Below are 20,512 nucleotides of genomic sequence, written 5' to 3' on the forward strand. Positions count from 1 at the left end.
GTGCCGGTAGACCTGCCCAGCGTTCGTTGCTAGTCATCGAATTCGTGACCTGCTGCGGCGGCGGTGGTGATGAGCGCGCCGACCACGTCGGAGTCGGTCACGGCAGGACGCATCAAGGCCGCAAGGGTCAGCAGCTGTTCGCGATCGCCAAAGACGGCGAATGTTCCTGCCTCAGAGTCAAATTCGAATTCGCCGGAAAGATCGGGACGGTAGCTGCTGATCAGGTATTCGGCCACTCCCGTCCAGAAGTAGCCGTTGGCCAGATGGCCGTGAGCTTCCACGGCCGAGTCCACAGGTAGGTCGCCGGTGCTCAGCAACAACTGCACCGATGCGGGATCCTCGTCGTCAAGGAAGAACGGGTCCACCGGTGACACCTCTCATTCTCTGTGCTTCTGCTGATCCGACGTCAGTTGGCGGGCAACTGTTCTGCAAGGTGTAGTCGCGAGCCTGTCCCGAAACCGAATGTCGCTCCATGGTGATCTGCCGCACAGTAGATAGCAGCGTTGGCCACCCAGTGTCGGTTTTTTCGATCCAAGCTTCTGCGTCGAAGGGAGTCCGGCGTAATCGGAGCGTTGATCGACACGCCGGCCAGGGTTAGCGATTTTGCGGGCCGGCACGCCGGTCGGCGGGAGCGCTTGCGGAGCAACGAGTTTCAACCACGCGGAACGGACCAAACTCTCAAACGCTTCGGCTCGACGATCAGGTTGAGAAGCTCTGTGTGATAGATCACAGGCAGTGGGCGTTCGGTTGCCGACTGCTCCAGCGACTACACCTTGACGAACGGGCCTGACCACGGGCACGTCGCGGGCAGTCGTGTGAATACCAGGCGTCGGGGGAGGCCAACAACAATGCTGTATTTCGGTGTGCTCGACATAGTCGTGTTGCTGTTCGCGATCGTCGACATCGCCTGCACCGATGATCACGAAGTGCGTGGATTGCCGCGCCTACTATGGATTTTCATCGTCCTGCTCCTTCCGCTAGTCGGCTCCATCGCCTGGTTTATCGCCGGACGACCGGCCGCTGTGGCGCCACGAAACCGTACGTTCAATGCGCGACGGTTCCCCGAGTACGACAAACCGGGCCGCTTCATACCGGAGGATCCCGCCGCTGACGAGGAATTCCTGCAGCGCTGCCGGGAAAGAGCCGAGCAACAACGCCAGGCCGCCAAACGCAAACGTGCACAAGATGATCCCGCCAACAACGACGCCGCAGATCAGGAACGCCCAGCTGCCAGCCCGGCGCCAAGCCCCATCCGACTCACTTCTACGCCCGAAGGAACCGCTGCCGCGATGACCGAGCCCAGCACCCAACGCCAAGAGCTCGCCGATCTCATCCGCGAGCGGCTCGTCTGTGGCTTCTGGCCCTACGACGACGTTCGGGAATCGGTGCTGGAACACATCGACGACGACAACGACATCACCGCCGACGAGGCTATCGCCCTGTTGGACTCGATGTGGGACCGGCGGATTGCCGAGCAGCAATCGTGGCCCGACACCGGCGATTTCGGGCGCCTGCAACAGATGTTCGCGCAACTGGAATCCGAGGGCATCCTTGGCCGGATGTGCTTCACGTGCTGCAACAACTGCGCGTTCGACGCCATCGATGACGAACGCACGCCCACCGACGACGTCGGTGCGGCTTATCCCTATCGCGAGTGGGCCTACGTGTACTTCCATGCGCAAGATGCCGACCGGCTTGGCGCCCCAGATCCGTTGCTCTACCTCGCGTACAGCACCTGGACCCACCACAGCCGACTGCCGAAAGAACTGATCGATGCGGCCCGGAGCGGTGATGGAGCTGCCAGGAGAGAATCGGTCGAGCGCAGCGAAGTGCTCCTAGGCGAGCAGATCGTCGCCGCGGCCACACGCTGTGGTCTCACCCCGCAGTGGTCCGGCTCGCGCCACGAACGCATCGCACTATCAATCCGCGATTGGCGAAAGCCGCTACCACCGCGGGCTGCGTGAAGCCGCTCGAAACAGCCAGGAATGGGAAGACACGTGGCATCGCGACATCGATGGCAAGCCTGGTTGACGGAAGCGACACCGGCAACGCCGGCCCAAACAGCCAGAAGCGCTAAGGCCGAAAGCCTCAACATCCGCGCTTACCAAGGTGAGAACATCACGTCAATAAGACCCCCGAGCTGTGCAAGCATCCCTATGCATGCGCGAATCGCCGCCGCGCGCAGTCACTCTGGGGAAGGTGACAGAGCTAGGGGGAAGTAGTCATATGACCATGTCGGCACAGGTGAATCGAAAGCGCCTCGATACCAACTTTATTGACTTCGAGCGGCTGGCTGGTGCTATACAGGACGCGGTAACCGAGCCGCCAGCCGCGACCAGTGATGGGCATACCTCAGAGCAAGCCGGTGAGGCTCGCGCCAGGTTCCGGAAGCGACGCCACGGCGCGACGGAGTCGATCGATCCGCACACCGTGGCAGGGCGCCTTAACCGGTTGTTCGACACGGTCCGACCACCTGGCCGCGGCCCGCTGCGCAACTACGAAGTGATCAAAGCCCTGCGTGCCCGCGGGATTGAGATGTCTGCGCCCTACCTTTCCCAGCTACGCTCCGGCCGGCGCACCCATCCCCGCCTGGACATGCTGCGGCCACTCGCCGATGTCTTCGGTGTGTCCGTCGCCTATTTCACCGATGCCGACAGTGCCTACACCAGGTACTTGGAAGCTGAATTGTGCTGGCTAGAAATGGCCCACGACCCTCAGGTCCGAGCGATCACCACGGCGCTGCTTACCTTGCCACCCGACATGCGCGGGGACATCCTGCAATCCGCAGAATCCCCGCACAGAGCGGAAACCTAGATCCGCTGCCATCGCGCGCTGTCATCTAATCATCCACCGCCGACGCCGACGCCGACACCGGTGCACTGATCCACGGTGCCCGAGCCGACGCCTCAGCCCCCTGGTCTTGTCGGCACCTGCTGATAGTAAGAGAAGGGGGCCCAACGACATGAGTGCCACTGCGGGATCGCCCCACTCTCAAGTGATGTCTACGCATGAAGGGGAATTGAATTGAGCATCGGAATCAATCAGAGCAATCTGTGCCAGTTATCGGCCACCAACCTGGCCACCACTCTGGACGGCATCGCCGGAATGGGCTTCACCACAGTCCGATTCGCAGTCGACTGGGGCTATCTGAGCAACGCCTTCGGCCAGACCAACTACGCGCCCGTTACTGCGGTGAACAACGCGTTGGTCGCCCGCGGCCTGACCCCGATGCCGTGCTTGGGCATCCACTACCCGTTCAACCACAGCGCTACCGGGTTCGGGAACTTCGTGGGCAAGTGCGTCCAAATCTTCGGCGCCATTCCCTACTACGAGGTGTGGAATGAGCCGAACCTGATCGCGTTCAGCATCGGCAGCCCAGCCACCTACCTCTCTTACCTCAAGGCAGCCGCGCCGAAGATCAGAGCTGTGGGATCTCAGGTGATCTCGGGCGGCCTGGCGGCCTACCCGACCTTCGGTTCGAACAAGTCGCCGGTCGATTGGCTGAACGGCATGTACGCCGCAGGCGAGAACGGCGACTACGACCTACTGGGTTACCACCCGTACAGCATCAAAGACGACCAGAACGCGACCTTCGTGGACCCGCGCACGACACCATTCGGCATTGCGCAGATCAACGCGCTCAAGGCGGCACAGGCCGCCAAGGGCGACACCCGACCGATGGCTTTCACCGAAGTCGGATACATCACCCCCGGCAAGGTAAGCCTGGCTGACGCATCCGACTGGCTGACATGGCAACTGGCCAACCAGGATCCGTCCTTCCCGCCGACCTGGTTCTTCTGCTACCAGGACACCGCGGGCGACGGTGGCGGCTACGGGATTCTGGACTCCTCGGGTGCACACAAGCAGACGTACTACGACACGGTCGCAGCCCTGGTGTGACGCCTACACCAAGCGGCGGGACTTCGCGCCGGAAGACCCGCCGCTTGCGATATGCCAGCACACGAGACTAACCGTGGGTAGATGGGTCGGGCCTGATCAGCCACAGGGTGCGACCGGCACGGCCCGCGTCATGTCGTCAGCCGTACTGCCGACATGGCGCGCTGTAGGTCGTGATCATCGGCAGCGCTGCGTTGGCCACGTTCTCGGACAAGAGCCCAACGTAATCAACACGGCCACCCACCGACCTTGTCGATCGCGCCACCAAACAACGGCACACTGGTAGGCGTGACCGAGATTCTGCGATACAGCGCGTTTGCGGCGACCCCCGCCGGTGGCAACCCGGCAGGAGTGGTGCTTGACGCATCCGCACTCACAGCCCAGCGCATGCAGGAAATCGCGTCCGAGGTCGGCTACGCGGAGACCGCGTTCATCGTCGACAGTGCGGGCGCCGAGCTCGGGCACTACCAGGTGCGGTACTTCTCGCCGGCGGCCGAGGTGCCGTTCTGCGGCCACGCCACCGTCGCCACGGCGGTCGCGCTTACCGAACGACGGGGGACGGGCACGTTCACCTTCGCGACAGCAGCGGGCCAGGTGGACATGACATCGACAGATTCCGACGGCGAGGTGACGGTCGCCTTCACCAGCGTGCCACCACAGGTCCGCGCCATCGATGCCACCGCACTCGCCGCAGTCCTCGAGTTGCTGGGGCTGGAGCCAAGCGACCTGGATCCAGCCATGCCGGTGCGCGAAACGTTCGCCGGTAACTGGCACCCGATTATCGCGCTCTCCGACCGCGAGGTATTTCACCAATTCCGCTTCGCGCCTGCACCATTGGCCGCCCTGATGGACAAGCAAGGCTGGACCGGCACGGTGACCGTGCTGCACCGGACAGCGTCCGACGAGTTCCTCGCCCGGAACCTGTTCCCGGTCGGCCGGATCAACGAAGATCCCGCAACGGGTTCCGCGGCTGCCGCCACGGGTGCCTACCTGCGCGAGGTCCTCGGCTTCGCCGGCGACCAAACGGTCCGCATCCGCCAGGGGGAGCACGTCGGTCGCCCCAGTCTGCTGACGGTCACGGTGCCCGACACCGGCGGCATCGTGGTATCTGGCGGGGCAGTCCCGATCATCCACTGAGTCCGATCGCCATCAGCGCTACCGTGTCTTGGTGCACCAGGCGATCTTCATGCCGCTCCTGAGAGAGTTGGCCGATCCCCACTCCATCATCGACATTGCGATCGCCACCGAGGAATCGGGCTGGGACGGCCTGTTTGTCTGAGACCAACGTGCTGAGTCAGATAGGTGAGGACTGGGCGATCGCAGACCTACCTGGGCGATGCACGCCTTCTGGCCGGGCGACCGCCCCGGCCAGGTGCTGCAGGTGATCGAGGCCGGCCGACCCGGCTGACTTCACACCGCCGGCGTCAAGACGCCGCGCGCGAGTCCATGCGTCGATGTGGGCGCCACCAAACACGCCTCATCCCAAACCAAGATGACCGCCAGGCAGCGGTCGCTCGATCTGTTCCCGAAGAATGTCCGTGTGCCCAGCGTGACGCGCGAAGTCCTCGAGCGCCAGCAGGTAGATGAACCGAAGGTTGACCTCCCCGAGATGGGGATGTGTCCTGACCTCATCAAGGTCGAACCTGGCGGCAACGGCACGGGAACGCGCACTGGCGCTTTCGAATTCAGCGATCACATCGGCAACCGATTGACCGTCATCGACCACAAAGCTCGCATCCCCGGCCGTCGTACCGCCGCCACACTCACTCTCGGGCACCTTGCCCAAGATGTGCTGAAACCAGATCCGTTCAGCGACGGCAGCGTGCTTGAGTAATCCTATCGGCGTGGTCATGGACGCAACGCCGCGGCGCCGTGCGTCGGCATCTGACAATCCGCGCACCGCATTGACCAGCTCGGCACGGTTGCGGTCGAGCATGCTCTCCAGCAACCGGCGCTCGCCCCCGGAAGTGATCTGCGGTATTGACCATGTCGTCATTGTGTGTTCGATTCTGTTCGTTGCGATACTCGAAATATTCTGCTGTGCTAGCGATTTCGTGAGCTGACTGCGCGGTCCTCCGCTGCAGTCAACGACGTTGAGCCCGGTAGGGCGAAGGAATGAACACCGATCGACGGGGATTAGGCACCTAGCCGCTGAGAATCTTCATCCGACCCGCCATCGGTACGGGCAACGGCCGAAGCACCTGATCAACGAGGGCAGAAGCTCGCCCGGATCAGCGATGCAGCCAACGCTACCCGAAATCCCGCTGGCTCAATCTTTGTGGCCCAGATCACCCTGTGGCGGCGTTCGGTCTCGGATCGGTTGGCCGACTACATATTGCGTAGCGGTTCATTGCCGGCTGCGCAGCAGCGCTGCGTCGAGAGGATTCGAGATGGTGGCTTGTTACAGGCGGTCCGGCTTGGGTGGATGCGTTTGGTGATTGGCCGCTGTCGGGGCGAGACGAAGTGCCCCGACAGTGCTTCGACGGATCGACTGCAACGTCATGAGCCGACCGTTACAACGAGGGGTTACCGGTCGGCTCAGCGCCTTCACCGATAGGGGACCGGACATAGTGATGCGCGAAATGCTCATGGTTGGGCTCGATATGACGCCGTCTGCCACTGCCTGCGCTGTCGGTCCGGACGCGCTCGAGCGGATCCTCACTGCCCAGGAGCCCCGACACCGGCAGAGTTCGACATGACGGGCCCGGCCGGCCACGACCCGAGCCGTGACGAATTCGTCTGCCTACCCGGTATCGTCAATACCCAGTTTGTCCTGCGCACCACCCAGTTCACCGCCGACAAGCCAGTAGGGACACCGGTATTCAGCAAGCTCGTTGATACCTTGGCGATTGAACGGGCCATCGCCGCCTACGTCGAGGACCAGCGCGAGCACATTGTCCGCATTGTGCATTTCTTCACCGGCCGCGACATCTACCTGCGCGACGGCAGCCGCACCGAATTCTATTGGGAACCAGCCTCGGCGGACTTCTTGTGCATGGACTGCGCAGTCGATACCGACACTCTGGGGGAGTACTTCATGTTGCAGCACCATCTCTGGGCGCAGATTCACCCGGACCGGATCGGGCATCTGTGCATCGGGTGCGTGGAGACGCGACTGGGCCGCAAGTTGACCGCCGCCGACTTCCTCGACGTGCCGGTGAACACCGACCCCGACCCCCGATGGGCCCGCAGTGCGCGACTGACTGAACGCCTGAACGCCAGCAGGCCGACCACCGGCGCACCGGCTGCGCCGGCCGGCTAGCGAAGGGATGCAACGATGTTCGTACGCTTAGCAAGGGCGCCATGGTGGGTCACCTGGATGGCACTGGTAGCCGTGATTGCTGGCGTCTACGGTCCGGTGTGGCTGCTGATGGACGGCACTGCCGATGGCTGGCCGCTATTCGGGTTCAACGTGGTCGGACTGAGCGTCGCACTGGCAACCGTGGTGCTCCTGCTTCAATGGCGGGTCCGCCGCTCCTACGCTGCGGCGCTGGCCGGACTGACCTGGACTCAACAGCAGCACGCGGCCACCGCCATGTGGCGAGGCGCCATCCGCACCGATCCTGCCGTACTGGAATCCTCCATACGACTGATCCTGATCAACAAAGCTCTCCGAGATCGACAACCTCAGTGGGGCAAACGATTTGAGCCGGTCTTACCGCTAGTGCTCGCCGCAAACACGGCCATCAGCCTCGCTGCCGGGGATCGCCAGCGCTCGATGGGTTACCTCGCCCTCTCGCTGCTCATGGCTGTGCTGCTGGCCTGGGCCGCGTATGTCAGGCGCCGGATGCGTACCCGACTTCGACTGTTGCGCGCGGCTGTCGGCCCGCTCGGCGCCGACTCCGCCCTGACCGACGCCGACTATCCCACGCCCATGTCGATGCGCCGGCGCCTGCTGTTCGTCGCGGTCCTTGGGTCGCTCGTCGCCCTTGTGATGGGCGCTGGGTTCTACCTGTTCGAACGGCCGAAATGGTCCTGTACCCATGCGTATTACGGGGTGCGAGATTTCACCGAGCCCGAAGAACTTGTATACAGCTCGGCAGTCCTGCCCGGCGGCCCGAGCGTGACCGCCGCCCAAGAATGGTCCAGCCGCATCCAACGGCAAGCCCGTCGTGTCACGACCGGCGCCGCGGCCCCCCACATGCAGCACCTTGCCGACCTATCGCAGCGGGCGGTCGACCTCATCCGAGACGCCCGCAACTCCCCCAACCCGGCCCAGGAGCAGACCATGCAGCGGCAGGCCGCCTACCACGAAGTCCTCAGCCACATGTACGACGAAGCGAACCAGGCACTCGATACCTGCCAGGGGGTCACCTAACGTCCTCAACCCCGAGCGCCGGCCACAACTGCTGTCGCCAAAATCGTTGACACAAAGCATAATTCGGTGGGCGGCGGCCGCCCGAGCAGTCTACGGGAAAACACCGCACACCGACCGCAACAATGAAAGGACCACCACCGCAATGACCAACGCCGCCACCACGCCGCGCGAGAGGCTCGCCACCTTCATCCGAGAACAGCTCGTCGGCGGCTTCTGGCCCTACGACGATGTCCGGGAGTCGGTGCTATTCCGCATCCAAGACTACACCGATATCCCCGCCGACGAAGCCACCGCACTCCTGGACTCCATGTGGGACCAACGACTAACTGAACAACAAACATGGACGGATACAGGTGATTTCGGTCGACTGGAACGGTTGTTCGCCCAACTCGAATCTGACGGCATCCTCGGCCGCATGTGCTTCACGTGCTGCAACACCTGTGCGTTCGATGAAATCGATTATGAACGCACACCCAGCGATAACTCCGACGATCCCTACCCCTACCGGGAGTGGGCGTTCGTCTACTTCCATCATCAGGACGCTGCAAGCCTCGGCGAACCTGACCCGATACTCTTCCTCTCTTACAGTGCGTGGACACTGCACCCTCAACTGCCGGAAGACCTGATCAATGCCGCCTCACACGGGGACGAAGCCGCCCGGGGAGAAGCCGTCGCCCAGAGTGAAGTCCTCCTGGGCCAACAGATCGTCGCCGCAGCCACCAACTGCGGCCTCACCCCGGAATGGTCCGGCTCGCGGCACAAACGCATCGCTCTGCGCATCCGTGATTGGCGGAAGCCATTGGCGCCAAGGGCGTCTGAGGCCGTCTGACATACCCAAGGAGAGGGGCAGATGGCATCGCAACAACAATGGCAAGAACTGATCAACGGCTTCGTCACCGAGACGCGCCGCAGGGCCAGCGTCGACGAGAACTTCGAACTCACCCTGCCCAACCCCGGGGCCAGCGAAGCCGACCTCGACGCGGCAGAACAACGTCTCGGCCATCGCCTCGACCCGGACCACCGCGCATTGCTGAAAGTCGCCGACGGCTGGGACGGATTGAACTGGTGTGACCTCCTGGGGACGGCCGATCTGGGCCAAGGGGAGCGATCGGCGCGAGCGATGGAGGCGGTAGAGCAGTGGTTCACTGAGAGCGCCGGAGACTTCGCGCAGAGGTTGGGGATCGAGGACAATTGGCGAGCCTGCCTGCCGGTGATCCACGACCCCGACAGCTATCACGGGCACACATTCATTCTCACCACAGACGGCCAGTCCGGACGCCAGCAGGTCGGCAGCGCGTTCGTTCTCGGCGACGACCCTGCTCAACTGTGGCCCGATCTGTATTCCCTTCTAGCCGAACAATTCTCCGCCACGCGACTCCAAGTTGAAGACGAGGTGCGCGGCCCATTCAACGCACCCTGGGACCGTAACGTCAGGAACAATCCACCGGGATTGTCCGAAGTCCTCGACAAGATTGACGACCAACTCCAGGCGATCGGATCGGTGCAGGCCACCCGCTACCCGCCGGCGAGCATCGAAGAGCTCGACACCGCCGAACGCGCCCTGGGGCGGGCCCTGCGTCCCGAACACCGAGCCCTCCTGCAGCTCACCGACGGGCTCGACCTACCCCACCTCACCTCGCTCTCGCGCGAACGGCGAAGCGTGCCCATCACCCGCATTCTGTCCATCGCAGAGATCACCAACACCGAAGGCTGGCAACAGCTGTTCGAAACCGCCGCTGAACACCTCCAAGCGGCGCTCGATCACCACCTGGAATCCGGTGTCAGCCTGCCCCCGGAACTGTATTCCGAGCCGGTCGCCGCCCGGATCGGACGCGTCCCGGCCACCCCGTTCGCGGTTCTCATGTGTCCCTACGAATTGTGGGGCTACAAGGGCGTGGAATATCACCTCTGGGGTGTCGACCACCGCGACGGCAAAGTCCGAAATTTGCTTCAAGATTCCGAGCCGGACGGGCCAGGGTACCGACCCGACCGTGCCCTCACCGTGCGGTCGCACCTACTGCAGTACTGCGAACAACTCTGGACCATACGCCGCAACACCGAGCCGATCCCGCGCTGCCGGTGACCACTTTGGGAAGCGCAGTAGGTGGTCTACTTGCTGGTGCAGGCGCAGCAACCGGCGGCGAAGCTGGCACATGGTATCCCGGTTCGATCGGGCTTCTGATGCCCGCTGCCCCTTCCAAGGTGACTGAGCGTCCGCTCCTATGAGCAATCGAATTGTGCTGGCTGCCAATATGATTGCCGCCATGGCAATCACTGGATGCTCGTCACCGGGAGCTAGCAGCGGTTACCGACCACCGTCTGCCGTTGAGCGCATGACGTTTCGCTGGTCGGCCGAACCGGGTATCTCATTGGTCGACGGTCCAGCGGTTGCCGTGCGCGCCTACCTGGAGTCCTATGATCGCGCATTGTTCGCCCAGGACGAACGTGCCGCGTATCACGGGTTCTACCGCGCCGTTCAGCCCAATGTGGGCGACTACCTCTCATCAACTGGCCTACGTCGCCCCTTCACCAGCTTTCTTGCCATGAAGGCCCCTGGGTCCGTGGGTACCGAGCACCTTCACATTCAACGGATCACTCAGTCCGGCGGTCGGACTGAGGCGATCGTGTTCAGTGATGTTCGGCGAATCTCCCAGGTATTCGACAACGATTGGGGAGGCGACCCGCCCTACAGGTCACTCGTCCTTGACGTCGGCGGGACGGTTCAACCGTACGGCAGCATGGAACCAGAGTTCCCGGTGCGCATGGGTATCACCGTGATGCGGATCCTCATGAGCGGATCACCGGAACCAGCCCAACCGGCACAACGCGGCAGCAGCAATTTCCCGCGCGGTGATGTTTTTGGCAAATGGTCTATCGACGAATTCAGCGTGTATGTCGGACAGTATTCCGTTTACACCAATAAGAAACTCTTCCTCTCGCCCGTGCCCTGGCCCACCGCTGACGCTGACCTCGAAGCCTGCAAGCACTTTGCTCAACCGCTCGCGAAACCTCAGACCGATGGGAATAATCCGTTGTACCCCACCGAACCTTCGGACCCGGGTTGGCCAGAATGATGATTCGTGATCGGCGACTGGCACCCCAGGAAGGCTCGACATGGTCGATCCGCTCCGGCTAGCCGTGGGTGAGGTCTATGACTCGGGGATTAAGAGGTGGCCGGGTCAGGAACTTGTCTTGACTACCGAGGGCTGCGTTGTGCTCGTCGCCTGCGTGTCTGCCTCGGCGTACCAGATCCGGAAATTTCAGAAGGCTGACATAGAGTTCGCCTGGATCGATTGCCCTCACAACGGGATCCTATGTTGCCGATTTGGCGACTTAGACTGGGAGTTCTTGCCATTCAATCCGCACCGGGATACGCCAAACGGAATGTCTCCCGGAGTGCCGACGGCGGCGTCCGGGGAGTGTCCGAGTATCGCCGTCGGGTTGGCCGAGATCGATGGTCCGGTCTTGGCTACTCGCACGGTCACGTGGCCTGACGATTTCGCCGCTGTAGTTGCCGCAACAGTGACGCGGCTGGCTGGACAGTCTTTCGATAGCGATGCCGCGGCCGACGAAGCCAACTTGCTGTACGTGTTTGAGGGGGCTGAGCGGCTCGCTCAGCGGGCGAAAGTTCGGACCGCGTGTGCCTGACAACCGGGGCGCTCAGGGCCGCGATCAAGCGCGCGAAAGGGGTCGTGTGCACGTCGGAGCAAGAGCGCAGTAGGAGGCTTCCACATCGCATGCGTGGCCTGGCAGGTCGTCCGACACCACGGCTTGCCAAATCGAACTAACCTTTTGCTTGAAAGGGGCGGTACGAAAAGGCCTATCTCACCCGCCAAAGCTGCTGAGTACCCGGAGTGCCGCATCGAGTCGGTGACCGCGGACAATCCTCTCACCGATGAAGAGGCACAGGCGCTTCTCGCGTGGTGGCCACAGCACGCGGGATTGAACGAGGACCATCCAAGACGCAAACCGTCAAACGCGCCTATTCGCCGTGCCGGTGACCACGCGGTGCTGCCAGCTTGAAAGAAGTTGGAGGCATCAGCCACAGTCGGGAAGATGCTCTCCTGCCAGTGACGGCCCACCTCGACGTCAGCATCAACTGTGACCGGCGATGTCGATGAGGTGCGCAGCGTCACCGCGATCCGGTCAGCCGACTCGTTGCTCGTGATCGTCGCCCCTGTATGCACGCCCGGAAATTGGCGGCCGCCCAGGGCAACAGCGAGGCGCGATGCGCTAAAGCGACGCGTGATGAACACGCCGCGTGACAGGTGCCCATCGTCGTTCGATCGTGGAGTTCATGCGTGCCAACACACGTGCCATCACCACATCACGCCTCGGAGAGTCCAACTCGAAGCCCACTGGATCAACCATTGCGCTCGTCCCCTTTCCTGCGTATTCGCGGAATGACACGTGGCCAAAATTGATGGTATTTGGCATGACCTATGGCATATCCGGCCGCGGGAATCAGAGCGGTCTGAAACAACTGAGGGTTACCGGAAGTTAGATAGATTGTGTTCCCGAGTAGTACGCTGCCGCCAAGTAATGCAAGCCAATCCGCAACGTGCGGCTGCTTCTCATCGCCGGAATCGTTCCACAAGCGTGTCGCCTGAAGGAGTAAACACGCGCTCGATACGCCGTTAGCGATGGCAATAGCTACATTTACCATAAGAACTTCCTCACAGCCTTAAGCGTGTCGCCTAGGCCGCTTGCCATGTTGTCCGCAAGGGCTGAAACCGCAACAGAATGCTGGCCACCAATTTTAGACACAGCGTCCGCCGGAGAATTCCCGTACCCTGCCTCCAATCTCACGGGCCCGATATTGGCAGAGGCATGGCTCGATTGGTTCTGATCACCGAAACAACGGTGGGGAACGAGACCGACCGGTTCCAGCGGACGCCTTTGGATGCCGGGTGTCATTCCGTGTAGCCGCGGTGCTCAGTCCCTGTAGATGTCAGCTGAGGCCTTGTCGGTCTGCCCAGCCGCGGATGTCGCCCTTGTTGATGGCCAGCGCCAGCAGTTCGGGGAACGCGTCGGGCGTGCAGGCGAACGCGGGGATGTCCATCGTGGCCAGGTCGGCGGCGATCTCCCGATCGAATGACGGTGCGCCCGAATCGGACAGTGCCAGCAGCACGACCACCTGAACGCCCGCGTCGACGAGTTGTTTGACGCGGGCCAGCATCTCGTCGCGGATGCCGCCCTCGTAGAGGTCGGAGATCAGCACGAAAATGCTGTCGGCCGGGCGCGTGATCAGAGTCTGGCAGTACGCGATGGCCCGGTTGATGTCGGTGCCGCCGCCGAGCTGGGTGCCGAACAGCACGTCGATGGGATCGTCGAGGAGGCCGGTGAGGTCGACGATTTCGGTGTCGAACACGACGAGCGACGTCCGGAGCGACCGCATCGAGGCGATCACCGCGCCGAAAATCGCGGAGTACACAATCGATTCGGCCATCGAACCGGACTGGTCGATGGCCAGCACGATGTCCTTGGTCACCGAGCGGCCGGCACGGCGGAACCCGACCAGCCGTTCGGGGATGATCGTATTCAGCTCGGGCTGAAACGTTTTCAGGTTTCGCGCGATGGTGCGGTTCCAGTCGATGTCGGAGGCCAGCGGCCTGCTGGTGCGGGCATTGCGCGACAGTGCCCCGCGCAGTGTGGCGCGGGTGCCGTCGGCGATGCGCCGCTCGATGTCCTCGACGACCTTGCGGACCAGGGCCCGGGCCGACGCCTTCGACTCGTCGGGAATGGCCTGCCCCAGCGTGATGAGCGTGGTGGCCAACGACAGGTCCGGTACAACGCTGTCCATCATCTCCGGTTCGAGCAGCAGCATGCGCAGGTTGAGCCGTTCGACGGCATCCTGCTGCATGACCTGAACCACCGTGCTGGGAAAGTACTTTCGAATATCTCCCAACCATCGCGCCACTGACGGGGCCGAACCGCCGAGTCCGCCTTTGCGGTCATAGAGCGCCGACAATGCCTTGTCCATCTCGACGTCACCGCCTTGCAGGCTCGGCAGTGACTCCGCGTCCGAGCCCAGCACGAGCCGCCATCGGCGGTCCCGTTCGTCGGAGATGGTCTCGTCAGTCATGGGCGATACCTCGTGCGAAGATGGCCGCCGCCGCGATCACCGCAGGGCGGGCGCGAGTGGCGTCGATGGCGAATTCGGTGTGAGCAGTGGCGCTTGCAGTGGCCACCGCATGCCCGATGTTGCGTTTGATGCCGGCGTCGAATGTGGAGAAGGTGCGACGTACCAGCGGCAGCACATCGGTGAATTCCGTTGCCGTCAAACCGGTCAGCCATTCATCGATCACGGAGAGCAGCTCTGTGTCATGTACCAGCAGCAGACCGCTGCCGGACAGGAAACCTTCGATCCAGGCGGACTTCTCATCGGCAGGCGCGCCGATGCTCAAGGCGCGGCGCATGCGCCGCGCGGCTTCGGTGGTGGTGAACACCGCTCCGTCGACACCGATCCGGACGAACCGGCCAACCAGGCTGCTGTGCAGATCGTCGCGATCGGCCAGACGCGCGATGGTGGACAGCCATTCCTCGCGGGTTCCGGCGTCGAGCAGGTCGACGGTGTTGGTGACCGCATTGATGTGGGCGAGCATCTCGGCGGCCGCATCCGGGCCGAGCCCGGTCAGCGTCGCGGGCAGCCCGACGTTGACACGGCGCAGCAGAGACGTGGTGACCACTCCGAGCGCACCCGCGTCGGTGCGGCGCACGTCGCCGTAGCGCAGTGATCGGGCCAGCGCGGGCAGCGCCGCCATGAGTTCGGTGAGGTCGCGGTCGACGGCGGCCTTGTTCTCCAGGATCGCGAGCAGTTCCGGGACTGCCTCGTCGACTCCGCCGAGCAGAGCGGCCTCGATCGCCGCGGTGACGTATCCCAGATGCGTTGCCTTCTCGGCGGTGTCGGCCAATTTGGCCTTGCAGGCGCGGTACACCGTGTTGCCCCACACCGACGACACCACGACCTGCACGGCGAATTCGGGCTGCCATTGCAGTGCCCAGGCTTCCTTGAACGTGCCCTGCCCGGTGATTGTCTCGGGTTTGCCCCACGGAATGTCGAGCGCGGTGAGCCGGTGCAGCAGATGCGATTTGGCAAGGTCATTGGGCTTTCGCAGGTCGAGGGTGACCTGCTTGGCAGTGGCATCGGGTTTGAGGCGCAAGGACTTCTGTTGTTTGGTGATATCGGCGAGCAGCGGGACCATCGGCAGATGTTCGGGAATGCTGCCAAGCCGTTCACCGATCACCAGCTCGCGCACGATCAGCCCGAACTGGGTGTCGGATCCCTCGCACAACACGGCCTCGGTGGCTTCGTTGACCTCACTCAAACCGGGATGGGCGCGGCCCCGCATCGCGGCCAGCGCGTTCGCCAGCCGCACTCCTTCGATGACATGGGCCGAGGAGACGAAGATGTCATGGTCGCGTAATGCCCTGGCCGCCAGCGTGAGCCAGGTCTCGACCGGACGTTCTCGCTCAAGGAACGCGTGCTGATACCAGCCGGGCGAGCGGACACCCGCGCCATAGCCAGACGCCGCGGCCAGCCGCGAATGCGTCCACGGCACCCACACCGTCGCGGACTTGACCTTGGGCAGCCCGCGCAGCAAAGCCGAATCCCCGCTTGCCGGAGGCAGTTTCCCGACCAAGGCCGGTGCGTGCCACGCCCCACAGATCACGACCACCGTCGAGAACTCCTTGACGGCTTTGCGGATCACCTGACGCATGTGTGCTTCGCGCTGATGCTCGATCAGGTCGTCCTCAGCGGGTTCGAGTTCCCGTACCGTCCGCATGGCCTCGGTGATCGCGTCGAAACCGCTTCCGTCCGTGCGAGATTCGACCACATCATCCCACCAGCGTTCGGGATCGTCGTAGCCTGCGGCGTCGGCGAGCGCCGCGATCGGGTCGACTCGGACCCGTGATACGTCCGCATGCCGCTCGTCGCGCTGGGCCAGCACGGTGGCAGCGGGCAGATCGCAGAACCGCACCGGCACCCGGTGGCGGGCGGCCCACAGCAGCGCCTGCCACTCGGGCGAAAAACCACCGAATGGCCAGAATGCCGACACCGCAGGGTCATCGACCGCGTAGGCCATGATCGCGACCGGCGGCACCATGGCGTCGTCGTCGACGTCGGTGGTGAGCCGGTCCGCATCGGCCGGTCCTTCGATGACCACGATGTCCGGCTGGATGCGGTCGAGCTCGGCCACCACGGCTCGCGCAGACCCGGGACCGTGGTGCCGGATACCCAGGACGTGGGTGGTCACGAGTGCAGGACGTCCCGTGATGCCCGGTAGAAGTCGGCCCAGCCGTCGCGTTCACGAACCACTGCCTCGAGGTATTCCAGCCACACGACCGCGTCGTTGACCGGATCCTTCACGACCGCACCGACGATGCCGGCCGCGGTATCGGCCGGCCGGAGCACGCCGTCGCCGAAGTGTGCCGACATCGCGATGCCCTGGGTGACCACCGAGATCGCCTCGGCGGTGGACAGGGTGCCCGATGGCTGCTTGAGCTTGTTGCGGCCGTCGGCGGTCAGACCCGAGCGCAGTTCGCGGAAAACCGTGACCACCCGGCGGATTTCGTCGGCCGAGGTCGGTACCGCGGGAAGCTGCAGCGAACCGCTGATGTCGGCTACCCGGCGCGTAACGATCTCCACCTCGTCGTCGAGGCTTGCGGGGAGTGGGAGGACCACGGTGTTGAACCTGCGCCGCAGCGCGGACGACAGGTCGTTGACTCCGCGGTCACGGTCGTTGGCCGTCGCGATCACGTTGAACCCCTGCGTTGCCTGCACCTCGCTACCGAGTTCGGGTATGGGCAGCGTCTTTTCGGACAGCACCGTGATGAGTGCGTCCTGCACCTCCGACGGAATTCGCGTGAGTTCTTCGAGACGGGCGATTTTGCCGGCCCGCATCGCGGTCATGATCGGTGACGGGACCAGGGCCTGCTCTGACGGGCCCTCGGCGATCAGCCGGGCATAGTTCCAGCCGTATCGCACGGCTTCCTCGACGGTGCCCGCGGTGCCCTGCACCAGCAGGGTCGAGTTCCCGGTCACGGCTGCGGCGAGATGTTCCGACACCCAGGTCTTGGCGGTGCCGGGCACACCGAGCAGCAGCAGCGCCCGGTCGGTGGCCAGTGTCGCCACAGCCACCTCGATGATCCGCCTGGGTCCGATGTACTTCGGGGTGATCTCCACTCCGTCAACGGTTTCCCCGCCCAGCAGGTAGCGCACGACGGCCTGCGGCGACATCAGCCAGTTCGGCGGCGCAGGCTTGTCGTCTGCGGCGCGCAAGGCCGCGAGCTCCGTGGCGAACAGCTGCTCGGCGTGCGGACGCAGCAGGGTCGCTTCAGTCATGAGTGAGTTCCTTCGCAATATCGGATCGCAGGGTGAGCAGTTCGAAGATGGTGGCGTAGAACTTGTGCAGTTCCTCGTCTGTGGTGTGGTCGACGAGCGTCGCGATGCGCTGAAGCCAGTCCAGCGGGTACCCGGCGGCGAGATGCGCGGCGGCTTCGCGGCGTTGCCGTGTCGTGCCCCAGGCGGCTCCGGCTAGGGATCCGAACAACGCGGCGGCAACGTCCGGAGCGAACGGTCGCGGCAATGCCGCTGCCACGCGCACAAGCGGCGCGGTCTCCGCGATGTTGGTGAGCGCGCGGATCATCTCGGCGGAGATGGCCGGATGAGCGGTGGACGGGTCGTAGCAGGTGGCGTAGTCGGCGGGCAGACAACGCTGTAATAGCGGCACGGCCCACCCGGGGTCGTTGCCGCGCAGCGCGCTGAGCGTCAACGCGGCCAGCACGGCCTGATCGGTGTCGGACAGCGCACGGGCCACCTTCTCCGGTGCCACCGCACCGAAGATCTCGGCCCAAAATGCGATCGGCGTGCGCGCGACCACGGCTTCGGGTTCGGTGGTGCTCAGCCCGTCACGAATCGCCGCCGCGTCGGGGGCAGGTAGTGGATGCACGACGAGCTTCACCCCGAGCAACGACTTCTTGACCGAGAAGATATGGGCGGCTCGGCCTTTCATTCGGTCGAGGTATCGGCTGCGGGCCCGTGCGCCGAGGACAGCGATGGCAGCACTGCGTACGGTGACGGCGCGGTCGTCGAGCGCGGCTTCGAGGAACGGCTCGTCGGCGTCGTGTTCGGGCGATGCGAAGGCTCCCAAAAGGGCCGCGCGGGACTCGGCGTCCTCGGCCGCCCAGTGGGCTGCGACGAGGTCGCGGGCCCGGTCCGGATCGAGGCTGCGCGCGGCGGCGAGCCAGTCGAGGCGTTTGGTGGTGTCGCCGTGGGTGTAGTCGGCTTCCTTGGGCCACTCGGCGAGCGGGGTTCGCAGAACATCACGCAGCGTGCGATGTCCGCGGCCGTAGTGTTCGACGGCGTACCACTGGCCACTGTTGCCGATCGCCTCCCAGAGTTCCTGTGTCACAACGCCGCTCTGCTGGATCCGCAACAGTTCGGGGATGAGCCGCGGCGGCAGGCGCAGGCCCGCCGCGGCGATGTCGGCCAGGACGCCGTGAAGGATAGGCCGGATCGTGAGCGCCCGTTCGATGAGGAAGGCGTGCGCAGTGGTGATCAGCGGCCGGGTCTCCGGTGGTGCGGAATCGGTGACCGTCTCGACGGAGATCGGCAACTGCCCGGCCCGCCGGCCGACCGCGTAGAGACCGGCCACCCGCACCACCGACCCCACCGGGTCGTCGGCGTCGAACACCGCAGCGACGCTGCCGTCGACCGGAGCATCGAATGTGCTGTCGGGTAAGGGTTTCGCGCCGAACCCCACGGTGGCCGCGGAGATCATCCGCTGGTAATCGCTCATAGTGCGGTCACCGCCGGTCCGGTCAGACGCGATGGCGGGGTGTCACTCAACATCGACAGCGGATCGATTCCCTCCGTGGTGATCTCGGCCAGCAGCGGCACTAGCCGCCCACCGCTTCCGGCCAGCAGCCGTGCCCAGCGGGCGTCGTCACATATCGCTGGTAGCGCGCAGCCATCGGCATCCACGAGGTAGCGGCGTCTGGGTCTGCTGAGTTGGACGGGCCGCGCGGCGATGACTGCGGGGTACCGCAGCAGCCACGGGTCGACCGTCAGTGCGCGGGCTCGTCCGGCCAGTGCCGAATCGATCCCGGTGCCTGCCACCGCGAGTCGCGCGATGGGTTCGGTCGGGACGTCGCCATCGGGGATTGCGACGCGGAAGCTCGACGGGCCACCGGGATACAGGTGGACGCCGCCGGCGAATTCCCGTCCGGGGGTGAGCCGGTTGTCGAAGCTCGACCCGCTCGGCGCGGTGGACTGCACGTTGACGAGGAGCCCGGTGGCTGTGCCGCTCAACCACATTCGTCGGGTGGTGTACCGGTCCTCCAAGGTCTCGGCGTAGCCGAGGACCTGCCACGTGTCATCGATCGGGTCGGAGGCCAGCACCTCGGCCCGCGGCACCGTGAATCCGATGTGGCGGCGCACCGCGGCGGCAGTCTCGTCGGGCAGCGCGTCGATGGTGCGGTACGCGTCGATCAGCAGCCGGATCAGGCCGAGATCCTCGATGATCAACCTCGGCCACTCGTCGTGCGCGAGATGGCCGGGCAGGCTGCGCAACCAGCGCGCCAGGCCGGGGGCCTTGGCGTCGATCATCCGTTTGGCGATCGGCTCACTCCACCCGGCGTACGGATCGGCGCTGATACCGGCGATGCCGTTGCGGATCTGATCATCGATCCATCGCTGGAGCTGCTCCAGACCCTCGCCCACGCCGTGCTCACGTGCCGCGATGGCTTTCTCGCTGACCTCACGCGGCGCTTTCGGAGCAGCGGAAGCCTCGACAACGCCCACCGGTGCCTCCGACGAGGCGTCGACGCCGCCGCCGCACCAGCGCAGCAGGAGACCGACTACGTGCTTGCAAGGGAACTGCCGCGACGGGCACGAGCACTTGTACGTCGGGCCCACCAGATTGACCTGCACGCGATATGGGGTACGCCCGCTGCCCTGGAAGTCTCCCCACAACAAGGTTTGGGTGGCACCGGTGCCGGACCAGCCGGCGGCGCCTGCGAGTTTCTGGCCCGCCGCGTACGCCTTACCGGCAAACTGACGAACCTCGTCGGCGGACCATTCCGCGCTCTGGTCCACCCCGTTGTTCACCCCGCCCCTTCAGATGTGTATCGACCCCAGCTGCCAGCGTAGCCAGATCGACCGACGTGTGCGCATGTTGAAGACCTTCGGCCGCGGCGCCCCGACCGCGCAGGCACTTCACATCGCGCTCCGACACCAGAATCGGCCCCTATCTGAAAACCGGCACGGCGCCTGCCGGCCGGCGCGGGCATAGC

17 protein-coding genes are annotated in these 20,512 nt (G+C 64.3%); 10 read left to right on the forward strand and 7 right to left on the reverse strand.

Going from position 1 to position 20,512, the window contains the following annotated elements:
* Positions 1-29 precede the first annotated feature (29 nt).
* On the reverse strand, positions 30-365 hold the full coding sequence (locus BR47_RS0110730; RefSeq protein ID WP_029105895.1) for an Imm51 family immunity protein: 336 nt from the start codon (positions 363-365) through the stop codon (positions 30-32).
* A 483-nt stretch (positions 366-848) separates the two neighbouring features.
* Here BR47_RS0110730 and BR47_RS32540 point away from each other — a divergent pair, with 483 nt between their 5' ends.
* The 4 genes from BR47_RS32540 (at position 849) to BR47_RS0110750 (ending at position 5,034) form a co-directional block, all read left to right on the forward strand.
* Positions 849-1,964, forward strand: a complete 1,116-nt coding sequence (locus tag BR47_RS32540; RefSeq protein WP_081831254.1) for a PLD nuclease N-terminal domain-containing protein — start codon at positions 849-851, stop codon at positions 1,962-1,964.
* Positions 1,965-2,430: 466 nt separating this feature from the next.
* The gene (locus BR47_RS0110740) at positions 2,431-2,814 is read left to right on the forward strand and encodes a helix-turn-helix domain-containing protein (RefSeq protein WP_090562425.1); all 384 of its coding nucleotides are present in this window, start codon (positions 2,431-2,433) and stop codon (positions 2,812-2,814) included.
* Between the two features lie 210 nt (positions 2,815-3,024).
* Positions 3,025-3,900 carry a glycoside hydrolase family protein gene (locus tag BR47_RS0110745; protein WP_029119501.1) on the forward strand — a complete coding sequence of 292 codons (876 nt, stop codon included), beginning with the start codon at positions 3,025-3,027 and terminating at the stop codon, positions 3,898-3,900.
* A gap of 285 nt (positions 3,901-4,185) precedes the next feature.
* A complete protein-coding gene (locus BR47_RS0110750; protein WP_029119502.1) occupies positions 4,186-5,034 on the forward strand; it encodes a PhzF family phenazine biosynthesis protein in 849 nt (282 codons plus the stop codon).
* Between the two features lie 340 nt (positions 5,035-5,374).
* Here the strand turns inward: BR47_RS0110750 and BR47_RS32545 are convergent, their stop codons facing one another.
* Positions 5,375-5,893 (reverse strand): DinB family protein, encoded by a 519-nt coding sequence (locus BR47_RS32545; protein ID WP_081831255.1) that lies wholly within the window; start codon positions 5,891-5,893, stop codon positions 5,375-5,377.
* 699 nt (positions 5,894-6,592) lie between these two features.
* On the opposite strand from BR47_RS32545, the gene BR47_RS33740 reads away from it, so the two are divergent.
* The 6 genes from BR47_RS33740 (at position 6,593) to BR47_RS0110795 (ending at position 11,863) form a co-directional block, all read left to right on the forward strand.
* Entirely contained in the window at positions 6,593-7,159 is a 567-nt protein-coding gene (locus BR47_RS33740; protein WP_231506690.1) for a hypothetical protein, read from the forward strand.
* A 57-nt stretch (positions 7,160-7,216) separates the two neighbouring features.
* Positions 7,217-8,215 (forward strand): hypothetical protein, encoded by a 999-nt coding sequence (locus tag BR47_RS0110775; protein WP_029119505.1) that lies wholly within the window; start codon positions 7,217-7,219, stop codon positions 8,213-8,215.
* A 142-nt stretch (positions 8,216-8,357) separates the two neighbouring features.
* Positions 8,358-9,044: a DUF6891 domain-containing protein gene (locus BR47_RS0110780; RefSeq protein WP_029119506.1), complete on the forward strand. Its 687-nt coding sequence runs from the start codon at positions 8,358-8,360 to the stop codon at positions 9,042-9,044.
* A 21-nt stretch (positions 9,045-9,065) separates the two neighbouring features.
* Positions 9,066-10,298, forward strand: coding sequence for an SMI1/KNR4 family protein (locus tag BR47_RS0110785; RefSeq protein ID WP_029119507.1), 1,233 nt, complete (start codon positions 9,066-9,068; stop codon positions 10,296-10,298).
* A 250-nt stretch (positions 10,299-10,548) separates the two neighbouring features.
* Positions 10,549-11,289, forward strand: coding sequence for a hypothetical protein (locus BR47_RS32045; RefSeq protein WP_029119508.1), 741 nt, complete (start codon positions 10,549-10,551; stop codon positions 11,287-11,289).
* Between the two features lie 40 nt (positions 11,290-11,329).
* Positions 11,330-11,863, forward strand: a complete 534-nt coding sequence (locus tag BR47_RS0110795; RefSeq protein WP_029119509.1) for a hypothetical protein — start codon at positions 11,330-11,332, stop codon at positions 11,861-11,863.
* Positions 11,864-13,166: 1,303 nt separating this feature from the next.
* Here the strand turns inward: BR47_RS0110795 and BR47_RS0110800 are convergent.
* Genes BR47_RS0110800 through BR47_RS0110820 form a run of 5 tightly spaced genes read right to left on the reverse strand, consistent with a single transcriptional unit; the run spans position 13,167 to position 20,327 of the window.
* Positions 13,167-14,300 carry a VWA domain-containing protein gene (locus tag BR47_RS0110800; protein WP_029119510.1) on the reverse strand — a complete coding sequence of 378 codons (1,134 nt, stop codon included), beginning with the start codon at positions 14,298-14,300 and terminating at the stop codon, positions 13,167-13,169.
* Positions 14,293-16,473 carry a DUF5682 family protein gene (locus BR47_RS0110805; protein WP_231506691.1) on the reverse strand — a complete coding sequence of 727 codons (2,181 nt, stop codon included), beginning with the start codon at positions 16,471-16,473 and terminating at the stop codon, positions 14,293-14,295. The genes BR47_RS0110800 and BR47_RS0110805 overlap by 8 nt, the downstream gene beginning before the upstream one ends.
* Positions 16,470-17,561, reverse strand: a complete 1,092-nt coding sequence (locus tag BR47_RS0110810; protein WP_029119512.1) for an ATP-binding protein — start codon at positions 17,559-17,561, stop codon at positions 16,470-16,472. Before BR47_RS0110810 ends, BR47_RS0110805 begins: the two co-directional genes overlap by 4 nt.
* Positions 17,554-19,017: a DUF5691 domain-containing protein gene (locus tag BR47_RS0110815; protein WP_029119513.1), complete on the reverse strand. Its 1,464-nt coding sequence runs from the start codon at positions 19,015-19,017 to the stop codon at positions 17,554-17,556. The genes BR47_RS0110810 and BR47_RS0110815 overlap by 8 nt, the downstream gene beginning before the upstream one ends.
* Positions 19,014-20,327, reverse strand: coding sequence for an SWIM zinc finger family protein (locus tag BR47_RS0110820; protein ID WP_029119514.1), 1,314 nt, complete (start codon positions 20,325-20,327; stop codon positions 19,014-19,016). Before BR47_RS0110820 ends, BR47_RS0110815 begins: the two co-directional genes overlap by 4 nt.
* Positions 20,328-20,512 lie beyond the last annotated feature (185 nt).

This window comes from Mycobacterium sp. UNC410CL29Cvi84, assembly GCF_000686745.1.
Taxonomy (GTDB): Bacteria; Actinomycetota; Actinomycetes; order Mycobacteriales; family Mycobacteriaceae; genus Mycobacterium; species Mycobacterium mucogenicum_B.